Source organism: Actinomadura sp. KC06, assembly GCF_004348735.1.
Taxonomy (GTDB): domain Bacteria; phylum Actinomycetota; class Actinomycetes; order Streptosporangiales; family Streptosporangiaceae; genus Spirillospora.
The window spans coordinates 1-20,632 of the sequence record NZ_SMKT01000156.1; the positions used below are offsets into that span (position 1 = coordinate 1).

Consider the following 20,632-nt stretch of genomic DNA (forward strand, 5'->3'; position numbering starts at 1 on the left):
CCGCCTGGCGAGCCGGATCCCCCACCCGGCTCGGCCCCCGTGGCAGACGGGGCGGTGACGGCCGGGCCGCCCGCACCCCCGTGCGCGGACGCGTTCTCCAGCAGCCGCGTCGCGAGCCGGTCGGCCTGCGCGGCGATGGTGAGCGAAGGGTTCGGGCCCACCGGGCCCGGCATCGCCGCCCCGTCGGCGATGTAGAGACCCGGGAACCCGAACACCTCGCCGAAGGCGTCGCAGACGCCCTCGCCCGGGTGGGCGCCCATCGGGGCGCCGCCGAGAGGATGGACGGTGATGATGCGCTTGCGGAACCACATCGGGTTGTCGGCGTAATCGGCGCCGAGCACGTCCGCGATTCCCCGCATCGTCTTGCGGACGCGGTTGAACAGCTCCTCGCTGGTCTTCGCCGTCCAGTCCGCGGCGAGCCGCCCGTCCTTCAGCCGCAGCCGCCCGTCGGCGGTGTCGCGGCCCATGCCGAGCAGCGGCAGCGAGCTGACCGTCAGCGCGCCGTCGCCGATCAGGTCCGAGAGCTCCTTGGACAGGTTGCTGTCGGGCGCCTCGCGGAACAGGGCGGTGAACCGGTCCCACAGGAACTTCACCGCGCGTTCGAGATCGTTGCCGACGTCCATGCCCTCGACGATCCAGTCGGCGAAGCCGGGGTAGCCGCCGTCCTGGATGTAGGCGCCGCGGCCCGCGCCGGGCACGCCGTCCAGCTCGTCCGGCAGCCGGATCGCGGTCGTGATCACCGGGCCGCGGCTGGCGTTCAGCGGCCGGACGCGGTTGCGGTCGGTGGCGCGCATCAGGAACGTCAGCAGGTCGCCGTTGCCGCTGAACCGGGTGCCGAGCGCGTCGCTCAGCCCCGGGAACGCGTCCCGCGACTTCAGCAGCAGGAACGTCGTGCCGTAGGTGCCCGCGCCGAGGATCAGCCGGTCGCAGGTGATCGTCCGGACGGGCCGGCGGCGCCGCTTGCGCAGCGACAGGGCCGGCGGGGGCTCGTGCTGGACGTAGTCGACCTCGTACCCGCCGCCCGGCCGCGGCCGCAGCGCCTTCACCTCGTGGGAGGTGCGGATGTCGGCGCCGTGGTGCGCCGCCGCCGACAGGTAGGTGTGGTCGAGGCTGTTCTTGGCGCCCTCGTTGCAGCCGATGTCGCACTCGCCGCACAGCCGGCACGTCCGCCGCGGGACGCCGTGGATGTTGCCGTACCCGGCGTCCACGATCGGCAGGCTCATCGCGGGCTTGCCGCCCGGATGGGACGCGAAGCTGACCGCGAGCGGCGGCAGCGTGCACTGCAGGCCCAGCTCCGCCGCCGCGTCCTGCATCGCGTGCGTCTTCGGGGTGTCGTCGAACGGCACCCGGTCGAGCGGGTAGGGCGTCGCGCCCATCATCCGCTCGACCTTGTCGTAGTGCGGGTCGAGGTCGGCGCGGGTGATCGGCCACGGCTCGTGGGAGCCGCCGGGTCCGTCGGTGACGAACCAGTGCTCGTCCTTGCGCAGCAGCACGTTCGCGTAGATCAGCGAGCCGCCGCCGAGCCCGGCGGACACGACCGAGTCGCAGCCCTTGAAGCTCCACACGTCGAACATGCCGTGCAGCCCGGCGTCCGGGTCCCAGAACGCGCGGCCCATCTCGGCGGGGGAGCGGGGGAAGGTGCCCGGCGGGTACGGCTGCCCGCGCTCCAGCAGGACGACCGACTTCCCGGCCTCCGCCAGCCGGTACGCCGCGACGGACCCGCCGAACCCGGACCCGACGACGACCGCGTCCACATGTTCCATGGCGTCATGATTCATGGCCCTAGCCCGCCTTCCGCTTCAAGAAGTCGAGAACCTGCGGGAACACGTCGGCGGCGGCGTCCGCGCCCATGAAGGCGTCCTGGTGGCCGTAGCCGGGCAGGACCGCCAGCTCGTGCCGGCCGGGCGCGAGCGATTCCAGCAGGCGATGGCAGACGATGTTGGAGTCGGTGAACACGTGGTTGCGGTCTCCGGTGAGGAACAGGATCGGTGTCGTGACGTCCGCGGCGTTCTCGAGGTAGTCGTCCGGCAGGTCCGCGTGGCGGGGGTCGCGCCGGTCGTACTTCACGGCGCGGCCGGCCCGGACCATCTTCAGGATGTGCCGGTAGTAGTTGACGTTGGCCGCCCCGAACAGGTCGGGCAGCCGGGCGTGGGTGACCGGGGACATCTTGTCGTGGGAGAAGATCGGCTTGCCGCCGCCCCACATGAAGCTGAGCATGTGGCAGGCGGGCTCGTCGCACGAGCGGTGGAACGGGCGGACGGCCTTCGAGAGCAGCCAGCCGCGGGTCAGCCGCGGCGCCGTCCCGTAGCGCGGATCGAGGTGGCACGGCCCGACGAGGTACTCCATCAGCGGCGGCCCGTAGCTCAGCTTCAGCTTCGACCACAGCGGCGTCCGCGGCACCATCGCGACGCTGTTGCACGTCAGGCTGGCGATGCCGGTGACCGTCCCGGCGAACACGGCCATCGAGAACGACACCGCGCCCAGGCAGTGCGTGATCACGTGGACGCGGCGGTCGCCGATGTGCCGGCGCAGCTCGGCCAGCGCCGCCGGGAAGTCGTAGTGCGCGACGTCGTCCAGGGTGAACCGCTGGGTCTCGGAGTTGTACGGGTAGCGGCCGCTCAGCCGGTAGTCCAGCGTCCACACCTCGCCGAACCCGGAGTCGAGCAGGAAGGTCGCCAGGTTGGTGTGCTCCGGCATGATGAACATGTCGCTGGAGGTCGTCAGCCCGTGCACCAGCAGGACCACGTCGTCGCAGTCGTCGCGGCGGAACCGGGTCAGCCCGAGGCCCAGCCCGTCCTCGGTGGTGAAGGGATGCAGGGAGACTTCGGCGTCGGCGACGCCCGCGAGCGTGAAGCGCGCGATCCGCTGCTGGTCCATGGCACCCCTCCGGCTTCTCTGACGCCCCAACCCTGCCAAGCGCGAAGGTATGCGCGGCATCGTGGAGAACTCGTACTTATGTGAACTTCCGGGTCACGCGTCTGTGCGGGACCTACGTGAAGTGAGAGTCGGAATCAGCCCAGGTGGTTCACGATGTCCGATTCATTTCGTTCGTTCGGCGCGGTTCATCGCCGTCGCGACCCCGACCCGGGACGTGACCTCGATCTTGGCGAAGACCCGCGACAGGTGCGTCTCGACGGTCCGGACGCTGAGGAACAGCCGCTCGGCGATCTGCTGGTTGCTGCATTCCTCGGCGACGAGGAGGGCGATCTCGTGCTCGCGCGGGGACAGCCCGAAGGGCAGGTCCTTGCGCGGGCGCTTGGCCGGCGCGGAGCCCGCGGACGGCACCCGCACGCCGAGCCGCCGCTGCTCCCGGACGGCCTGGCCGTGCATCCCGCGCATCCCGCACGCCTCGAAGGTGTCGGCCGCCGCGCGGATCCGTTCGCGGGCGGCGGTGCGGTCGCCGGCGGCGGCGAGCGCGATCCCGGCGGCCAGCTCGGCGCGTCCGGCGTCGGGCCGGCGGCCCGCCTTGGTGAGCATGTCGGCGGCTTCGGCGGCGAGCGCGGCGGACGCGGCCGGGTCGGTCGCGCGCTGCGCCTGCGCGTGCGCGAGGCGGGCCAGGCCGACGTCGCCGGTCAGCGCGGGGTTGGCCATCGCGTCGGCGATGTCGGCCCAGTAGCCGGCGTCGTCGTCGCGCTCGGCCGCCGCGGCGCCCTGCCCGGCGCGGACGGACGCGAGCGTCTCCGCGCAGATGACGAGGGTGCCGGGGTCGAGCCCGAGGGTGCCGTCGCCGCACGCCGCGATCAGCGCCTCCGCGCCCTCGTCCGGACGGCCCGCGTTGATCATCGCGATGGCGCGCGCGACATGGGCCATGTGCGTCCACCACTCGCCCGAGCCGGTGTCGTTGGCGACGGCCTCCTCGCCGGCGCGCAGCGCGCCGTCGTGGTCGCCCATCCAGCTCGCCGTCAGGCACTGCTGGATGAGCCCGTAGGCGAGGATCTCCTGCGAGCGCAGCTCGCGGCCGACCGCGGCCGCCTCGGCGGCGACGGCGGCGGCCTCGGCCATCCGGCCCTGGTGGGCCAGGATCCGGGACTGCCCGGCCAGGACGTAGCCGAGGGTGTAGGTCTGGCCGGTCTTCCGGATGATCGACACGAGCCGCTCGGCGTGCCGCAGCCCGCTGTCGTACATGCCGAGGAACGACTCGGCGAAGATCAGCCAGGCGAAGCTGTCGAGGCAGTCGGCGAAGTCGGTGTCGGACGCCGCGGAGAACAGATGGTCGGCCTTCTCGGCGTAGCCGATCGCCTCCTCCACCTTGCCGCGCCCGTAGGACACCATCGGGCGCATCGCCATGACCGCCGCCGTCAACCCCGGGCCCCAGCCGGGCGCGGTGTCGGGGATGCTGTCCAGCACGGCCTGGGAGCCGCGGGTGTCGATCCGCTGGAGCCGGTCGTTGACCAGCCGGATCCGCAGCAGCACGGCCTCCGGGGTCTGCCTGTCGGTGATGCGGCGCAGCTCGTCCAGCACCAGGGCCCGCGCCTCGTGGATCCGGCCGACCTGCCGTTCCACGATGGCGCAGAGCACGACGGCGCGGGCGCGGCGGGCGGTGTCGTGCAGCGGCAGCAGCCCGAGCAGCATGCGGGCGGTCTCGCGGCCCGCCTCCGCGTGCCCGCTGACCGCCTGCACCTGGGCGAGTTCGAGGAGCAGCTCGACCCGGTCGGGATACGCGCCGCCCCCCGCCGGCGCGGCGTTCTCGCCGCCGTCCGGCAGCAGTTCGAGCGCGGCCTCCAGCCAGTACGCGGCGGTGCCGGGCGCCTGGTAGGCGACGACCCGGGCGGCCTCGACGAGCGTGCGGATCGCCTCCGGGTCGCCGAACCGCGCGGACCGCACCACGTGGTGGGCGCGGACGGCCGCCGGCGCGCCGAGCTCGGCCAGCCGGGACGACACCCGCGAGTGCGCGGCGATCCGCCAGCCCGCGGCGGTGGAGGCGTAGGCGACGTGCCGCACGAGCGGGTGCCGGAACCTGAACCGCCCGCCCGGCGCCGCGCGCACCACGTCGTGGCCGGTCAGCACGTCCAGCGCGGTGAGCGCGGCGTTCTGCTCCATCTCGGCGGCGACGGCGGCGAGCGCCGGCTCGAACACGTCCGCGGCGACGGCGGCGCCGCGCGCCATCCGCAGCGCGTCGGGCGGCAGCGCGCTCAGCTCCACCTGGAGGGCGGTGCGCACGGCCGGCGGGAGCTCGGTCAGGTTCGCCACGCCCCGGTTCCAGTCGGTGCTGTCGGTGCCGTCGGCCGCGGGCCCCGATCCGGCGCCCATCTTGGACAGGGCCTCCAGGTAGAACGGGTTGCCGCCGCTGGCCTTGTACAGCGCCTCGCAGCGGGACCGGCTCACGTCCGGGCCGAGGAACTCCTCCACCTCGCTCTCGGTGAGCGGGTCGACCGTCACCCGCACGCCTTGCGGGCCGGCGGCGTCCACCAGCGCCGCGAGCCGCGGCGACGTCTGCGCCGGCCGGTAGGCGACCGCCACCAGCACCCGGGCGCGCGGCGGGTGCCGGACGAGATGGTCGAGCAGCTCGATGGTCGCGTCGTCGGCCCAGTGCAGGTCGTCCAGGATCAGCACCAGCCCGTGCGGGTCGGCCAGCGCGTCCAGCAGGTGCCGGACGGTGCGGTGCAGCTGGTACCGAGCGACCTGGGAGTCGGGTGAGGCGGCCGGCGGCCGGTCGGTGATGTCGGCGAGCGCGGGGAACACCGTCCCGAGCAGGCGCAGCGCGGCCGGGGGGAGGTCCGGCCGGTGCTCCTCCAGATGGTCGTCCAGGGAATCGACGACGGCGCCGAACGGCATCTCCTGCTCGAACTCGGCGGCGCGTCCGGCCAGCGCGCGGAGCTTGCGGGCCTCCGCGGCGCTCCACAGCTCGTTGAGCAGCCGGGACTTGCCCGCGCCCGGCTCGCCGACCAGCGCGAGGAATCGGAACGCGTCGGCGGCCGTGGCGTCCAGGGCCTCATCGAACGCGCGGAGGACGTCCTGCCGTCCGACGAGCGGGACGCCGTCCGGTGACGCCGCGTGGTCGTGGGACGCCGCGTCCCCGTGACCGGTACGACCCTCCATGTCCACACCCCAACAGTGACAGGCGGTCGATACGCCGTGATCGTGCTTCTCGTTGCGGTTACTGAGAATTGGCGGGTTTTACCCTATAGGGTCGAACGTCAATAAGCAGGGGTAACACGCGTCCCACCCTGCGGCACCCCGCAGGCGGTGCTTCTTCGTCACCCTGACGTACCACCCTGTTCTTCAGCGTGTCGTCTCCCCGCTATCAACGGTCCTGACGCGCGCCCTGTCAACCTCGAGTGGGTAAATCGTTCCGCCGTCGTGACATCGGTCCGTGACCAGCGGCGCGGGTCCGGCGGGGGAACGGCGCCCCGGCCGGCGGCCGGCCGCGGCCACAGGTGGACACCTCGCTCACCCGACGAGCAGGACCTCCAGCGTCCGCGGCCCGTGCACGCCCTCCACGCGGGACAGTTCGATGTCGCTCGTCGCGGACGGCCCGGAGACGAACGTCAGCGGCCGGCGCGGGTCGAGCCGCTCCAGCGCCTCGGGCACGTCCGGGGCGACCTGCTCGATGCGCACGACGATCAGGTGGTAGTCGGGGACGAGCGACAGCGCGCGGGGCCCCTGCCCGGCGCCGTGGTCGAGGACGATCGTGCCGGTCTCGGCGATCGCGGCGGCGCAGCCGGTGACCGCGCCCGCGAGCCCGTCGAGCGCGGGGACGGACGGGTCGCGGACGAACGAGGCGTCCGACGCGGAGAGCCACTCCGGGGGCAGATCGCCGGGGACGCCGTAGGCGCCGGGCCGTGCCGCGAGCCGCTCCGCGACCGTCCCCGCCACGCCGGGCGCCGGGACGCGCAGGACCGTCGCGCGGTAGTCGGCGACGCGCTCGGCGAACAGGTCCAGAACGTCGGCGGCGTGATGGCGGCGCAGGTAGCCGCGGTCGATCCGGTCGTAGGCGGCGGCGATCTCGCCGGCCGGGCGGGGCGGCATCACCCGGTCGATCCGGCGGAGGATCTCCTCGCGCGGGTTCATCCGCCGTCCTCCTTCCGGCCGCCGTCCGTCCGGGACCACCAGGCGCGGAACGACTCCGGCGGCGGCGCGGGCGCGTCGCGCGTCTCCGTCCAGGCGCCGAGGGGGCCGGGGAGCCGCCGGATCCGGCCGCGGCGCGCCACGACGCGGCGGGACGCCGACGCGGCGCGCTGTGCGAGCGCGAGCCGGGTGGGGGAGCGCAGCGTCCATCCCGCCGCCGTCATCGCGACCCGTTCGAGGGGGTGCCGCGGCCCCTTCTCCACCGCGCGGGCCCGCAGGTGGACGAGCACCTCCGGGATGTCGATCGCGACGGGGCACGCCTCGAAGCACGCCCCGCACAGCGTCGACGCGTAGGGCAGCGAGGCGTCCACGTCCGACCCGATGCCCCTGATCTGCGGCGACAGGATCGCGCCGATCGGACCCGGATACGGCGACCCGTAGGCGTGGCCGCCCGCGCGCTGGTAGACCGGGCACACGTTCAGGCACGCGGAGCAGCGGATGCAGCGCAGCGCCTGCCGTCCCACCTCGTCGGCCAGGGTGGCGGTGCGGCCGTTGTCGAGCAGGACGAGATGGAAGTCGCGCGGACCGTCGCCCGGATGCACGCCCGTCCAGGCGGAGGTGTAGGGGTTCATCCGCTCCGCCGTGGACGAGCGCGGCAGCAGCTGCAGGAACACCTCCAGGTCCCGCCAGGACGGCACGATCTTCTCCACGCCCATCACCGAGATCAGCGTCTCGGGGAGCGTCAGGCACATCCGGCCGTTGCCCTCCGACTCCAGGACGACGAGCGTCCCGGTGTCGGCGACGGCGAAGTTCGCGCCCGACACCGCGACCTTCGCCGACAGGAACTTGGCGCGCAGGTGCCGCCGCGCCGCCTCCGCCAGCTCGGCGGGCTCGTCGGTCAGCCCGTCGGGGGCATCGTCCATCGCGCGCAGGAAGATGTCGCGGATGTCGGACCTGTTGCGATGGATGGCGGGCACGAGGATGTGCGACGGGCGGTCGTCCCCCAGCTGGACGATCAGCTCCGCGAGGTCGGTCTCGTAGGCGGTGATCCCCTCCGCGGCGAGGAACTCGTTGAGCCCGATCTCCTGCGTGGCCATCGACTTGACCTTCACGACCTCGGTCTCGCCGGTCGCCTTCACCAGGCCGGCGACGATCCGGTTCGCCTCGTCGGCGTCCCGCGCCCAGTGCACCGTCCCGCCCGCCCCGGCGACGTTCTCCTCCAGCAGCCGCAGGTAGTGGCCGAGGTTCTCCAGGACATGGTCCTTGATCTGCTTGCCCGCCTCCCGCAGCGCGGCCCAGTCGTCCAGCTCCGCGACGGCGGCGGCGCGCCGGGCCCGGATCGTGGTGGTCGCGTGCGCCAGGTTGCCGCGCAGCCGCGTGTCGGCCACCGCGCGGCGCGCCGCGTCGGGGAACGACGGCATCCCCAGGTAGGTCGGCATGCTCATGACGGCTCCTCCTCGGTGGACGCGAGGATCTCGGCCAGGTGGACGGTCCGCACCCCGGCGCGCGTGCGGGTGAGCGCGCCGCCGATGTGCATCAGGCAGGAGTTGTCGGCCGCGCACAGCGCCTCCGCCTTCGTCTCCCGGACGGCGGTGACCTTGTCCGCGCACATCGCGGCCGACACCTCGGAGTTCTTCAGCGCGAACGTCCCGCCGAACCCGCAGCACTCGGCGGCGTCCGGCAGCTCGACCAGGTCGATGCCGCGGACCGCGCGCAGCAGCCGCAGCGGGCGGTCGCCGACGTGCAGCATCCGCAGCGAGTGGCACGTCGGGTGGTAGGTGACGCGGTGCGGGAAGTACGCGCCCACGTCGGTGACGCCCAGCACGTCCACCAGGAACTCCGACAGCTCGTAGACGCGGGACGCGACCCCGGCGGACCGCGGCGCGAGCCTCGGATGCCAGTCGCGGATCATCGCGCCGCACGACGCGGACGGCGTCACGACCGCGTCGTAGGGCTCGAACGTCTCCGCGAACCCCTTCACCATGGGCAGCGCCTGCCGCCGGTAGCCGGTGTTGAGGTGCATCTGCCCGCAGCAGGTCTGCCCGGCGGGGAACTCGACGTCGTGGCCGAGCCGCCGCAGCAGCCGCACCGCCGCCTTGCCCGTCCCCGGGAACATCGTGTCGTTCACGCAGGTCAGGAACAGCGCGACCCTCACCTGGCGCCTCCCCCCGGACGACGGCTCGACTCGCGGACCACCAGCTCGGGCTGGAACATGACCCGCTGGTGGGCATGCCCGGTCGGATCGTCGCACTCCTGGAGCAGCAGCTCCGTCGCGATCCGGCCGAGCTGGTAGGTGGGCTGCCGCACCGAGCTCAGCGGGACCGCGGCGGCGGCCGTGAACTCGATGTCGTCGTACCCGATCAAGGTGATGTCAGTCGGCACCCGCAGCCCGGCCTGCGTCAGGACGCGCAGGACGCCGAGCGCCAGCAGGTCGTTCGCGCAGAAGATCCCGTCCGGCAGCGGCGGGCTCGCCTCCAGCAGCCGCCGCGCCGCCTCCTGCCCGGCCCGCGCGTTCAGCGCGGCGACCGGCACCTCGCGCATGGCCTCGCGGCCGAGCCCCGCGGACCGGAGCGCCCGCAGCGCGCCCTTCCGCCGGTCGGCGCAGCGCCGCAGCGTCGGCGGGCCGGTGACGAACGCCAGCGTGCGGGCGCCGCCGGCCAGCAGCTCCCCGGCCGCCAGCTCGCCGCCCGCGACGTCGTCGACGGCGACGGAGCACTGGTCGGCGCGGGGCGCCGGATGGTCGAGCAGCACCACCGGGACGCTCCGCTCCCGCAACCGCGCCGACGCCTCGCCGTCGCCGTCGTCGCCGACCGGCGTCAGCAGGACGCCGCGGACCCGCTGCTCCGCGAGCACCCGCAGGTTGCGCCGCTCCCGTTCACCCGACTCGCCGGACGACGACAGGATCACCGCGTAGCCGCGCTCGCTCGCGGCCTCCTCGACGCCGCGTGCGACGTCGGCGCAGAACGGGTTGGCGAGGTCGAAGACCATCAGCCCGATCGTGCTGCTGTGCCCGGCGCGCAGCGTCGAGGCCGACCCGTTGCGGACGAAGCCCAGCTCGTGGATGGCCTTCTCGACGCGCGCCCGCGTCGGCTCCGCGACGCGCTCGGGGCGGTTGAGCACGTTGGACACGGTCCCCGGCGAGACCCCGGCGCGGGCCGCGACCTGCTTGATGCCGACCGTCCCCACATCGCCCACTTTGGGGCATCGCATTAAAACGTGTCAACCTCGTGGCCCAGGCCAGGTAGCTCGGAGCTCCTGGTCATTGGCCGTCGGATCGCGAATCGTTAAAACGTTTTACACAGCCTCGAAAGGCCGGCCGGCGGCCCGGACTGCACGGTTGCGGCGCTCACTTCGCCGCTGCCGCGCCGTCCCCACCCGGGCCGCCGGCCGTCCCTGAGGGCCCGCTCGACCAGATCGAACCCGAAGGGTCAACGATGGACCGTCCACGGAGGTTTCAGGACAGGTAGGACAGTTCGAGGTGGGCCGAGACGATCCAGTTCGGGACGTCCACGACCTCGGAGATCTTCAGGTCGGCGGCGATGCTGGCGAGGAGGTAGGCGTCCACGGGGGCCATGCCGGTGCGCGCGGCGATCTCGTCGATGAGGGCGCGGGCGGCGTCCTTCGCGGCCTGCATGAGGTCGGGCCCGACTCCGGTGGTGGCGAGTGCCGCGCCGGTCCGGTGTGTGCGGGGATGCGTCTCGATCACCGGGGTGGGCGGGGCCGCGCCTTTGCGCACGTCCACGCGGAGCCGCACCACGCCGTCCGTCTCGATGCCCGTGCCGCACACCTCGCCGTCGCCCATCGCGGCGTGCGCGTCGCCGAGGGACAGCAGGGCGCCGTCCACGCCGACCGGCAGGACGAGCCGCGCCCCCGGGCCGATGTGCCGGACGTCCATGTTGCCGCCCCAGCGGCGCGGCGGGACGATCGAGTGCGGGCCAGGCTCCGGCGGCGCCACCCCGATGGTGCCGATCATCGGGACGACCGGGACGCGCAGCCCGGGCAGCGGCTCGGCGGCCCCGCCGGAGATCTTGGAGACGCGCAGGTGCGCGTCGGGGAAGTCGTCGGCGAGCAGGCCGAAGCCGGGGATGCAGGCCGTCCAGCCCCAGTCGCCCGTCTCCATGCCGAGGACGTCGATCACGAGGGCGTCGCCGGGACCGGCGCCCTCGACGCGGAACGGCCCGGTGACGGGGTTGACGCGGCCGAAGTCGAGGGCGGCGACCTCGGCCGTGCCGGACTCCGCGCCGAGCTGGCCGCCGCTCGCCTCGGCGGTCTCGACGGTGAGCTCGTCGCCCGGCGCGACGGTCGCGATCGGCGGGATCGCGTTGTCCCAGGCGTGGTGCGCGCTCGTGCGGCGGATGTGCATCGCTCCTCCAACGGTGTGTCGGCGTGCCCCGAGCCTATGATCAACTCCCGTCCAGGCCGACGGCCTGGGCGATGTATCCGCGCAGGGCCTCCTCGTCGATCCCGTCCAGTGTCTTGATCTTGACGTGCCTGGTCTTCTTGCCGACGCCCTCCAGCAGCCCGTGCGGGTCCTCGAACTCGGCGCCGCGCTCGAAGGCGAACGTGAGGTGCGTCTTGCTCTGGCTGATCACCGCGAGGATCTTCGTGCCGCGCCAGGCGGGCGAGCCGTAGGTGAGGCATTCGGACGCGTCCGGCGCGGCCTCGGCCATCAGCTTGCGGAGCGCCGTCAGGATGTCGGCGTACTTGGGGTCGAGCTTGGTCGCGGCGTAGGTGTCGATCTCGTTCGCCATCGTGGGCTCCCTTGTCGGTGTGCGCCGGAGTGCTCCGGTGCGGATGGGGAGTACGCTATAGTCACGGGCATTGATAGTCAAGATTCGTGATTAAAAAGGGAGGCGGTCATGGAAGCGGCGTCCACGGGCGCGGGGCGTGCGGTCCCCGACCTGGGCATGCTGGCCGGCCAGCTGATGCGGGCACTGCAGGAGGAGCTGTTCCAGCGGCTGGCCGAGCAGGGCCACCCGGACGTCCGGCCGCGGCACGGGACCGTCCTCGCGTTCCTCGACCGGGACGGGCTGCGCGCGACCGAGCTGGCCGCCCGGTCCGGCCAGCACAAGCAGATCGTCGGGACGATCGTCGACGAGCTCGTCGCGCTCGGCTACGTCCGGCGCGAGCCCGATCCCGCCGACCGCCGCGCCAAGCGCGTCGTCCCGACCGAGCACGGCCTGGACGAGATCGCCAAGGCCCGCGCCATCCTCGCCGCCATCGAGCGGCGGCACCGGGAGGAGCTGGGCGAGGAGCGCTTCACCGCCTTCAAGGTCGCTTTCCAGGCGATCGCCCGCAGCCAGCGCGCGTGGGACCGAACGTGACCCGGCGCTGAAAGCGCCCGCCGCCGTCCGGGGAACCGGGACCGGGCGCGTTCAGTTCTTGACGAACGTCGCCTCGTACAGCGCCACGAGATGGTCCGCCAGGGCGTCGGGCGTCCAGTCGCGGCCGGTGAGCAGGCGCTCGAAGATGTCGGTGGCGATGAGGCCCCACAGCATGTCGGCGGCGGTCGCGACCGTCCAGTGGGCGGCGAGGCGGCCCTCGGCGTCCAGCCGTTCGGCGAGGCGGCGGCAGGTGCGGAACTGGTTCTCGTCGACGGTGGCGCGGTGCCGGGCGGCGTCGGGGTCGGCGTGCCGGACGCGGTCGATCGCGCGGTCGACGGTCATCAGGCGCGGGTGGTAGGCGGCCAGGTGCCGGGCCCAGGCGCGCAGCGCGGACACCGAGTCGGGCGCGTCCCACACGGGGGCGAGCGAGTCGCGCAGGCCCTCCTGCTCGGCGATGAAGCCGAACAGGGCCGTCACGAGCTCGGTGCGCGAGGAGAAGTGCAGGTAGACGCCCTGCCGTGACACCCCGGCCCGCTTGGCGACCTCGGTCATGGTGAGCGCCTCGAAGCCGTCGCTCTCCAGGATCTCGCGGGTGGCCGCCAGCAGCGCGTCCCGCGTCCGCCTGCTGCGCGCGTTGCGCGGATCCTCGCATCGCTGGCGGCTGGTGGCGGCGACCTGGATCGCGGTGGGGCACGATGACTGTCCGGGGTTTGTCGGTGGCGGTCGGTATGGTGCGGGGCGTGTCCCGGTATCGCCTGTGCCCGACCTCTGCCCAGGAGGCGCTGCTCTTGGAGCATTGCGGGCATGCCCGGTTCGTGTGGAATCTGGCGGTGGAGCAGCAGGCGTGGTGGACGCCGCGGCGGGGCCCGGCCCCGGGGTATGTCGCCCAGGCCCGTCAGTTGACCGAGGCCCGCGCGGCCAACCCGTGGTTGGCGGCCGGTTCGCAGACGGTGCAGCAGCAGGCGCTCAAGGACTTCGCGCAGGCGATGGCGAACTTTTTTGCGGGCACGCACCGGCGCCCTACCTGGCGTAAGGCCGGTGTGCATGAGGGGTTCCGGATCGTTGGGGCTCGCGGTCGAGCCTGGGATGTGCGGCGGTTGTCGCGCCGCACCGGTGCGGTGCGGGTGCCGAAGGTGGGGTGGGTGCGGTTCCGCTGGTCGCGGCCCGTCCGGCCGGAGGTGAAGTCGTTCCGGGTGAGGCGTGACCGCGCTGGCCGGTGGCATGTCGCCTTCGCTGCGGTCCCGCCTCCGGTTCCGGGGCCAGGTAATGGTGAGGCGGTCGGTGTCGATCGAGGCGTGGCCGTGTCCGCCGCGCTGTCCACGGGCGAGACCTCCACCGTGCCGGGGTTGACGCCGGGTGAGAAGGTCCGGCTGGAGCGGCTACTGCGCCGTCTGGCCCGCGCCCGTCGGGGGTCCAACCGCCGCGCCCGCGTCAAGGCCGCCATCGCACGGCTCAAAGCGCGTGAGGCCGACCGCCGCAAGGATTGGGTGGAGAAGACCAGCACGGATCTGGCACGCCGATTCGACGTGATCGCCGTCGAGGACCTGAACGTGCGCGCCATGACCCGCTCGGCCAAGGGCACCGTTGACGCCCCCGGCACCAACGTCCGCGCCAAAACAGGGCTCAACCGCTCGATCCTGGCCAACGGGTGGGGTCGGCTCGTCACCCGCCTGGAGCACAAGGCACCAGGACGCCTGGTCCGGGTCGACCCGGCATACACGTCGCAGACCTGCCATGCCTGCGGGCACCGCGCCCGGGACAACCGCGAGAGCCAAGCGGTGTTCCGCTGTGTGGCCTGCGGGCACCGCGACAACGCCGACGTCAACGCGGCACGCAACATCCGAGACACCGCCGTGGGACGCACGGTGGCTGCGCGGGGAGGCGGGGCGGTAGCCCGGCCGGTGAACCGCGAACCTCACCCGGTTCTCCTGCCTGCGTAGGGGAGGGGTTGGAATCCCCCGCCTTCAGACGGGGGAGGACGTCAAGGCTCAGCTCGACGTGACCGAGCGTCGCCGAATGGGTGTGCTCGGTACGTCTTGCCGCTGATCGCGCTGGGCCTGGCGGCCGTGCTCGGCGCGGTGAGCGTGCTCGTGCAGGTCCGCGGCGTGCGGTCGCCGCGTCCCGACGCGGAACCCGCCTACATTACGGAAAGTCACAGAGCATAACGTTCTGTGCATGGGGGATGATCAACGGAGCTGGACGGGGCCGGGCGGCCTGCGGGTGACGGCGGTGCGGCTCACCGGGGCGCACCGGGTGTGGGCGGAGTTCGCCGGGGTCCGGGGCGAGAGCGCGCTGCTGGCCACGAGGGACGGGGCGTTCGTCGGCCGCGGCTACTACCCGTCCGTGGCGGAGCTGGGCGAGGTGATCGACCTGGCCGAGCTGCGCATGCGGTGACCGCGCGGCGGGGTGTGGTTGCGAGGACGCGTCCGGCCCTGTAGTCCGTTACCCGTGCGCTCACGGGACTGGGATGTCGTCGTCGTCGGATCGGTCAACGCGGACCTGGTGGTCGGGGTCGACCGGCGGCCCGCGCCGGGGGAGACCGTCCTCGGCTCCGACCTGGCCACGCATCCGGGCGGCAAGGGCGCCAACCAGGCGGTCGCGGCGGCCCGGCTCGGCGGCCGGGCCGGGCTCGTCGGACGCGTCGGCGACGACGGCCACGGCGAACTGCTGCGCGGCGCCCTCGCGGCGGACGGCGTCGACCTCGCCCATCTTGCCACCGCGCCGGACGCGCCGACCGGCGTCGCGCTGATCGCCGTCGGGCCGGACGGCGACAACAGCATCATCGTCTCGCCCGGCGCCAACGCCCGGCTCGGCCCGGACGACGTGGCCGCCGCCCGCGCGATGATCGCGGGCGCGTCCGTCGTGTCGTTCCAGCTGGAGGTGCCGCTGCCCGCCGTGCTGGCCGCCGCCCGCCTCGCCGCGGAGGCGGGCGGACGGATCGTCCTTAACCTGTCGCCGCCCGCGCCCGTTCCCGATGAGCTGCTCGCCCTCTGCGATCCCCTCGTCGTCAACGAGCACGAAGCGGCCTTTCTCATCGGCGAGGACACGGACCGCGATCCGCGCGCGATGGCGGCGGCGCTCGTCCGGTCCGGGCCTCGTTCCGTCGTCGTCACCCTCGGCGCGGACGGCGTCGTGCTCGCGGACGGCGTCACGGCACCGGCCCGGATCGCGTCCCCGCAGGCGGAGGCTGTCGACACGACCGGCGCGGGCGACGCGTTCACCGCCGCGCTCTGCCTGCGGCTCGCGCACGGGGATTCGCTGCTCGACGCCGCCCGCTACGCGGCGCGTGCCGGGGCGGCGGCCGTCCGCAAGGCGGGCGCGCAAAGCTCGTTCCCCACGCCGGACGAGCTTCCGCCGCCCGTCCTGTAGCGGGACGAGGTCAGGGGCCGGTCCGGGCGCGGAGGCGGTACAGCTCGTCGGCGACGTCGTGGACGTCCGCGCCCAGGTCGAACGCGCTGAGCAGGTGCAGGTCGTCCTCGGTCTCGATCTCCAGCATGCGGGTGTGCAGGAGGAGGCGGCGCCGCTCGTCCACCCGGATGGAGGTCACCGCGTCCCACGGGAGGCGGCGGCGCCCCGCGTAGCCGGTCACGACGGTGACGCCGTCGCCGTCGGCGGCCAGCCGCACCGGGGCGACCAGGTCGCGCAGCGCGAGCGCGTTCAGCCCGATGGCCGCCGCGGCCGCGAGGAACAGGAACTGGGGGTCGTCCCTGTAGAGGACGGCGAGCGCCGTGACGGCCGCCGCCCCGGCGCACTTCACCGCGACCTGGGCGGGCGGCACCCGCCATCGCCGCTCCGAACCCTCCGTCATGCCCGGCACCCCCTCATGCCCGACACCGTAGCCGCAGCCGCCCGCCGCCCGGCCCGCGGGTGGGGCCGGGCGGTCACACTTCTGTATCCATCCGTCACCCCGCGTGCGGAATGTGCCGGTCACGGCCGATTCGGGGGCGGTCAGCCCTGGTCGCCGCGAGACCGTCCGCTAGCGTCGTAAGCATGCGACTCGGCGTGCTGGACGTGGGCTCGAACACCGTGCACCTGCTCGTGGTGGACGCCCACGAGGGAGCCCGTCCGCTGCCCGCGTTCTCGCACAAGGCGGACATGCGGCTCGCCGACCATCTGGACGAGGGCGACCGCCTCTCCGACGAGGGCGAGACGCAGCTGCGGGACTTCGTCGACGACGCGCTGCAGATCGCGGAGGACAAGGGCGTCGAGGACCTGGTCGCGTTCGCCACGTCCGCCGTCCGCGACGCCGCCAACGGCGAGAAGGTCCTGGCGCGGATCCGCGCCGACAAGCGGATCGACATCAGGGCGCTGTCCGGCGAGGAGGAGGCGCGGCTGACGTTCCTCGCGGTGCGGCGCTGGTTCGGCTGGTCGTCGGGACGGCTGCTCGTGGTCGACATCGGCGGCGGGTCGCTGGAGATCGCGTCCGGCATCGACGAGGAGCCGGACGTGGCGTTCTCGCTGCCGCTCGGCGCGGGCCGGCTCACCCGGAACTGGTTCAGCGCCGACCCGCCGCCCCCGGACGAGGTCCGGAGCCTGCGGCGGCACGTCCGGGCGCAGATCGCCCGCCGGGTCGGGGACGTCACCCGGTACGGCCCGCCCGACCACGCGGTCGCGACGTCCAAGACGTTCCGGCAGCTCGCCCGCATCGCCGGCGCCGCCCCGTCGGCCGATGGACCGTACCAGCGGCGGACGCTCGCGGGCGCCGACCTGACCGACTGGGCGGAGAAGCTCGCCGCGATGCCGTCCGCCGAGCGGGCCGAGCTGCCCGGCGTGTCCGAGCGGCGTGCGGAGCAGCTGCTCGCCGGGGTGATCGTCGCGGACGCCGCGATGGACCTGTTCGAGCTGACCGAGCTGGAGATCTGCCCCTGGGCGCTGCGCGAGGGCGTGATCCTCCGCCGCCTCGACATGATCACGGGACCTGATCCCCGGGGCATGATCACAGACTGACCGGAAGCGGTCTCCAGGCCCCCTCGCAGACGCGATATGTCTTGCCGAGCGGGATTCGGCGGCGGAAGATCGGTGCCCTGAAATCTGGGGGTTCCTGATGACACGTGCGTACAAGTTCGCCTCCCTGCCCTGCGGACGTCGCGGCAAATGGGTCGTGCTGGCGGTCTGGATCGTTCTACTCGCCGTGGCGATGCCGCTCGCGGGCAAGCTGACCGGCGCGCAGTCGAACGAGTCGTCGGCGTGGCTGCCGGCGGACGCCGAGTCGACGCGGGTCGTCGAGCTGTCCGAGCGGTTCGTGCCCGCCGACACCTTCCCCGCCGTGGTCATCTACCACCGCGACGGCGCCGCGCTCACCGCCGCCGACCGGGCCAAGGCGGCCGCGGACGTGCCGCGCCTCCAGGCCGTCACCGGCGACCCCAAGGGCTCCGTGCCGCCGCGCCGGCTCGCCATCAGCGTCGAGGGGCCGATCCCGTCCAAGGACGGGAAGGCGCTGGAGTCCCTCGTCAACGTCAAGGTCGGCAACGACGGCTGGGACCTGCTCGGCCCGGCCGTCGACGACTACCGCGACATCGTCCAGAAGGGCGCGCCGGGGCTGGAGGCGCACGTCACCGGGCCCGCCGGGTACGCGGGCGACTTCAGCAACGTGTTCGCCGGGTTCGACAAGTCGCTGCTGTTCATCACCGCCGCCATCGTCATCGGGATCCTGCTGCTCACCTACCGCAGCCCGATCCTGTGGCTCGCGCCGCTGGTGTGCGTGGGCTTCGCGCTGATCGCGGCGCAGGCGGTCATCTACCTGCTGGCCGACAACGCGGGGCTGACCGTGAACGGGCAGGCCGCGTTCATCCTGACCGTCCTCGTGTTCGGCGCGGGAACCGACTACGCGCTGCTGCTCATCGCCCGCTACCGGGAGGAGCTGCGGCGGCACCAGGACCGGCACGAGGCGATGGCGATCGCGCTGCACCGCGCCGGGCCCGCGATCGTCGCGAGCGGCTCGACGGTGGCGCTGAGCATGCTGTGCCTGCTCGTCGCCGTCCTGAACTCCACCAAGAGCATGGGCCCGGTGATGGCGATCGGCGTGGCCGTCGCGCTCGCCGCGATGGTGACGCTGCTGCCCGCGCTGCTGGTGATCTGCGGGCGCTGGATGTTCTGGCCCCGCCGCCCCAGGTTCGGCACGGACGAGCCGTCCGAGCGCGGCGCGTGGGCCAGGGTCGGCGCGTTCGTGGCCGTCCGGCCGCGGGTCACGTGGCTGGTCACGGCCGTGGTGCTCGGCGGGCTCGCGTTCGGGCTGTTCGGGCTGCGCACGGGGCCGCTCCCGGCCAGCGAGTCGTTCAGCACCGGCAAGCCCGACTCGGTCACGGGCGAGGAGGTCCTCGGACGGCACTTCCCCGCGGGCAGCGGCTCTCCCCTCCAGATCGTCACCAAGGACGGCACGCAGGACGCCGTCCGCGCCGCGCTCGCCAAGGTGCCCGACGTCTCGGACGTCAAGCTCGCCGGGACCAATCCCGGACGGCCGTCCGGCGGCCTCGTCTACCTGGAGGGCACGCTCACCGCGCCGCCCGACGGCGAACGCGGGTTCACCGCCGTCGAACGCGCCCGCGACGCCGTGCACGCCGTGCCCGGCGCGGACGCCAAGGTCGGCGGCGCGTCGGCGGTGACGCTCGACATCACCGACGCGTCCCGGCGCGACCAGAACGCCGTGATCCCGATCGTCCTCGTCGTCGTGTTCGGCATCCTCGCGGTGCTGCTGCGCGCCCTCGTCGCGCCGCTGATCCTCGTCGCGACGGTCGTGCTGTCCTACGCGGCGGCGCTCGGGGTCAGCGCGCTGATGTTCAACCACGTGTTCGGGTTCCACGCGGCGGATCCGTCGTTCCCGCTGTGGTCGTTCGTGTTCCTCGTCGCGCTCGGGACCGACTACAACATCTTCCTGATGACCCGCGTCCACGAGGAGTCGAGACGGGTCGGGACGCGGCGCGGCGCGCTGATCGGGCTCGCCGCGACCGGCGGCGTCATCACCTCGGCGGGCGCGGTGCTGGCCGGGACGTTCGCGGCGCTCGGGTCGCTGCCGCTGGTGTTCGTCGCCGAACTCGGCTTCGCGGTCGCGTTCGGGGTGCTGCTCGACACGTTCATCGTCCGGTCGGTGCTGGTCACGGCGCTGAACCTGGACGTCGGACGGCACATGTGGTGGCCGAGCGCCCTGGCCCGCGTCCAGGCCCCGCCCGCCGCCGAGGCCCCGGAAGCCCCGGAGGCGCCTGGGGAGCCCGCTCCCGCCGCCCGCGGCGAGTAGCGCCCGGCGGCGAGTGGCGCCCGCGACCGGCGGGCCGCGCTACAGCCAGTAGGGGTGGCCGAAGGTGCGGTTCGCCGGGGTGACGACGCGGTCGTCCTTGCCGTCCGCGCGGACGGCGTGGATCACCGGTTCCCCGACCGCGCCGCGCACGTAGCAGAGCCAGCCGCCGTCGCGGGACCACGCCGGGTCCATGTCGTCGTCGGCGCCGGCCGTCACCGCGCGCGGGTCGGTGCCGTCCGCGTTCATGACCCAGATGTCGCTGCGCTCGTCGGGGCCGCGGGTGAAGGCGATCTTGCGCCCGTCGGGGGACCACTCCGGGTCGACCGAGCGGACGCCGTCCTTCGTCACCCGCGTCCACGGGGCTCCGGGACGGTCCGGGTCGAGGGTGTAGATCTGGTCGTCGCCGGTCTGCCGGCTCCAGAAGACGATCCGGTTCGTGGACGACCACATCGGGTCGTCCTTGAAGAAGGCGTCGGTGGTGAGCTGGGTGGCCCGGCCGCCCTCCACCGGGATCGTGAAGATCTGCCGGACGCCGCCCTTGTCGGCCACGTACGCCAGACGCGCGCCGTCCGGCGACCACGTCACCCGGGTGCCGCGGGCGATGTCGGTGACCTTCCGCGCGGCGCCGCCGTCGGCGTTCACCACCCATGCCTCGGCCGTCCTGGCGTGCTGCCTGGTGAACGCGACGCGGTTCTTGTCCGGCGACCGCTCGGGGAGGATGTCGCACTGCGGCCCGGTGACGAGGGGCGTCGCGGACGCTTCGCCGGGCTTGTAGAGGCCGAGGTCGCCGTGGCACTCCTTCGGCCAGCCGGGCGCCGTGTCCATCCGGACGAGCATCGCCCCGGACGGGAACGCGGACCCACCGCCCCCGTTCGTCCCTTTGTCGTCCGGCCGGCCGAGGTAGTAGAGGCCCGCGGCGACGGCGGCGGCGACGAGGGCGGCCGCCACGGCGGAGACGATGAACGTGGTGCGCCGGGAGTATCCGTACTCGCCGCGTCCGGCGGACGGGGGCGGCGACGCGGACGGCGTGGTGAGCGGGAGCGGCGGCGGGACGGGGACGGGCGAGGGC

General features: G+C 73.6%; 17 protein-coding genes and 1 pseudogene. 6 read left to right on the forward strand and 12 right to left on the reverse strand.

What is annotated here, in order from left to right; all coding sequences use genetic code 11:
* The 9 genes from E1287_RS34075 to E1287_RS34115 form a co-directional block, all read right to left on the reverse strand.
* The coding region (locus E1287_RS34075; protein WP_131969395.1) for a GMC family oxidoreductase at positions 1-1,763 on the reverse strand (1,763 nt) is incomplete at its 3' end.
* A 19-nt stretch (positions 1,764-1,782) separates the two neighbouring features.
* Entirely contained in the window at positions 1,783-2,877 is a 1,095-nt protein-coding gene (locus E1287_RS34080) for an alpha/beta fold hydrolase (RefSeq protein WP_131969396.1), read from the reverse strand.
* A 162-nt stretch (positions 2,878-3,039) separates the two neighbouring features.
* Entirely contained in the window at positions 3,040-6,039 is a 3,000-nt protein-coding gene (locus E1287_RS34085; protein WP_131969397.1) for a LuxR family transcriptional regulator, read from the reverse strand.
* A 351-nt stretch (positions 6,040-6,390) separates the two neighbouring features.
* Positions 6,391-7,011, reverse strand: coding sequence for an LUD domain-containing protein (locus tag E1287_RS34090; RefSeq protein WP_131969398.1), 621 nt, complete (start codon positions 7,009-7,011; stop codon positions 6,391-6,393).
* A complete protein-coding gene (locus tag E1287_RS34095; RefSeq protein ID WP_131969399.1) occupies positions 7,008-8,453 on the reverse strand; it encodes a LutB/LldF family L-lactate oxidation iron-sulfur protein in 1,446 nt (481 codons plus the stop codon). The genes E1287_RS34090 and E1287_RS34095 overlap by 4 nt, the downstream gene beginning before the upstream one ends.
* Positions 8,450-9,163: a (Fe-S)-binding protein gene (locus E1287_RS34100; RefSeq protein WP_131969400.1), complete on the reverse strand. Its 714-nt coding sequence runs from the start codon at positions 9,161-9,163 to the stop codon at positions 8,450-8,452. The genes E1287_RS34095 and E1287_RS34100 overlap by 4 nt, the downstream gene beginning before the upstream one ends.
* Positions 9,160-10,194 (reverse strand): LacI family DNA-binding transcriptional regulator, encoded by a 1,035-nt coding sequence (locus tag E1287_RS34105; RefSeq protein ID WP_243719622.1) that lies wholly within the window; start codon positions 10,192-10,194, stop codon positions 9,160-9,162. Before E1287_RS34105 ends, E1287_RS34100 begins: the two co-directional genes overlap by 4 nt.
* 268 nt (positions 10,195-10,462) lie before the next feature.
* Positions 10,463-11,371, reverse strand: coding sequence for an acetamidase/formamidase family protein (locus E1287_RS34110; protein ID WP_131969402.1), 909 nt, complete (start codon positions 11,369-11,371; stop codon positions 10,463-10,465).
* A gap of 40 nt (positions 11,372-11,411) precedes the next feature.
* Complete coding sequence (locus E1287_RS34115; RefSeq protein ID WP_131969403.1) at positions 11,412-11,759, reverse strand: DUF1801 domain-containing protein; 348 nt, start codon at positions 11,757-11,759, stop codon at positions 11,412-11,414.
* 108 nt (positions 11,760-11,867) lie between these two features.
* Between E1287_RS34115 and E1287_RS34120 the strand changes: the two genes are divergently transcribed.
* Positions 11,868-12,332, forward strand: a complete 465-nt coding sequence (locus E1287_RS34120; RefSeq protein WP_207934634.1) for a MarR family winged helix-turn-helix transcriptional regulator — start codon at positions 11,868-11,870, stop codon at positions 12,330-12,332.
* Positions 12,333-12,383: 51 nt separating this feature from the next.
* Here the strand turns inward: E1287_RS34120 and E1287_RS45080 are convergent, their stop codons facing one another.
* The gene (locus E1287_RS45080; protein WP_207934637.1) at positions 12,384-13,013 is read right to left on the reverse strand and encodes a TetR/AcrR family transcriptional regulator; all 630 of its coding nucleotides are present in this window, start codon (positions 13,011-13,013) and stop codon (positions 12,384-12,386) included.
* 59 nt (positions 13,014-13,072) lie between these two features.
* On the opposite strand from E1287_RS45080, the gene E1287_RS34130 reads away from it, so the two are divergent.
* The 3 genes from E1287_RS34130 to E1287_RS34140 all read left to right on the forward strand — a co-directional run bounded on the left by E1287_RS34130 (position 13,073) and on the right by E1287_RS34140 (position 15,701).
* Positions 13,073-14,272, forward strand: coding sequence for an RNA-guided endonuclease TnpB family protein (locus E1287_RS34130; protein WP_131969405.1), 1,200 nt, complete (start codon positions 13,073-13,075; stop codon positions 14,270-14,272).
* A gap of 235 nt (positions 14,273-14,507) precedes the next feature.
* On the forward strand, positions 14,508-14,726 hold the full coding sequence (locus E1287_RS34135) for a hypothetical protein (protein WP_131969406.1): 219 nt from the start codon (positions 14,508-14,510) through the stop codon (positions 14,724-14,726).
* A gap of 54 nt (positions 14,727-14,780) precedes the next feature.
* Positions 14,781-15,701: a ribokinase gene (locus E1287_RS34140; RefSeq protein WP_131969407.1), complete on the forward strand. Its 921-nt coding sequence runs from the start codon at positions 14,781-14,783 to the stop codon at positions 15,699-15,701.
* A 10-nt stretch (positions 15,702-15,711) separates the two neighbouring features.
* Here E1287_RS34140 and E1287_RS34145 read toward each other — a convergent pair whose 3' ends face one another.
* Positions 15,712-16,140 carry a PH domain-containing protein gene (locus tag E1287_RS34145; protein WP_131969408.1) on the reverse strand — a complete coding sequence of 143 codons (429 nt, stop codon included), beginning with the start codon at positions 16,138-16,140 and terminating at the stop codon, positions 15,712-15,714.
* A 182-nt stretch (positions 16,141-16,322) separates the two neighbouring features.
* Between E1287_RS34145 and E1287_RS34150 the strand changes: the two genes are divergently transcribed.
* A complete protein-coding gene (locus E1287_RS34150) occupies positions 16,323-17,279 on the forward strand; it encodes a Ppx/GppA phosphatase family protein (protein ID WP_131969409.1) in 957 nt (318 codons plus the stop codon).
* A gap of 97 nt (positions 17,280-17,376) precedes the next feature.
* A complete protein-coding gene (locus E1287_RS34155; RefSeq protein ID WP_131969410.1) occupies positions 17,377-19,563 on the forward strand; it encodes an MMPL family transporter in 2,187 nt (728 codons plus the stop codon).
* A 39-nt stretch (positions 19,564-19,602) separates the two neighbouring features.
* Here the strand turns inward: E1287_RS34155 and E1287_RS34160 are convergent.
* A pseudogene (locus E1287_RS34160) lies at positions 19,603-20,632 on the reverse strand (PD40 domain-containing protein); the annotation flags it as partial.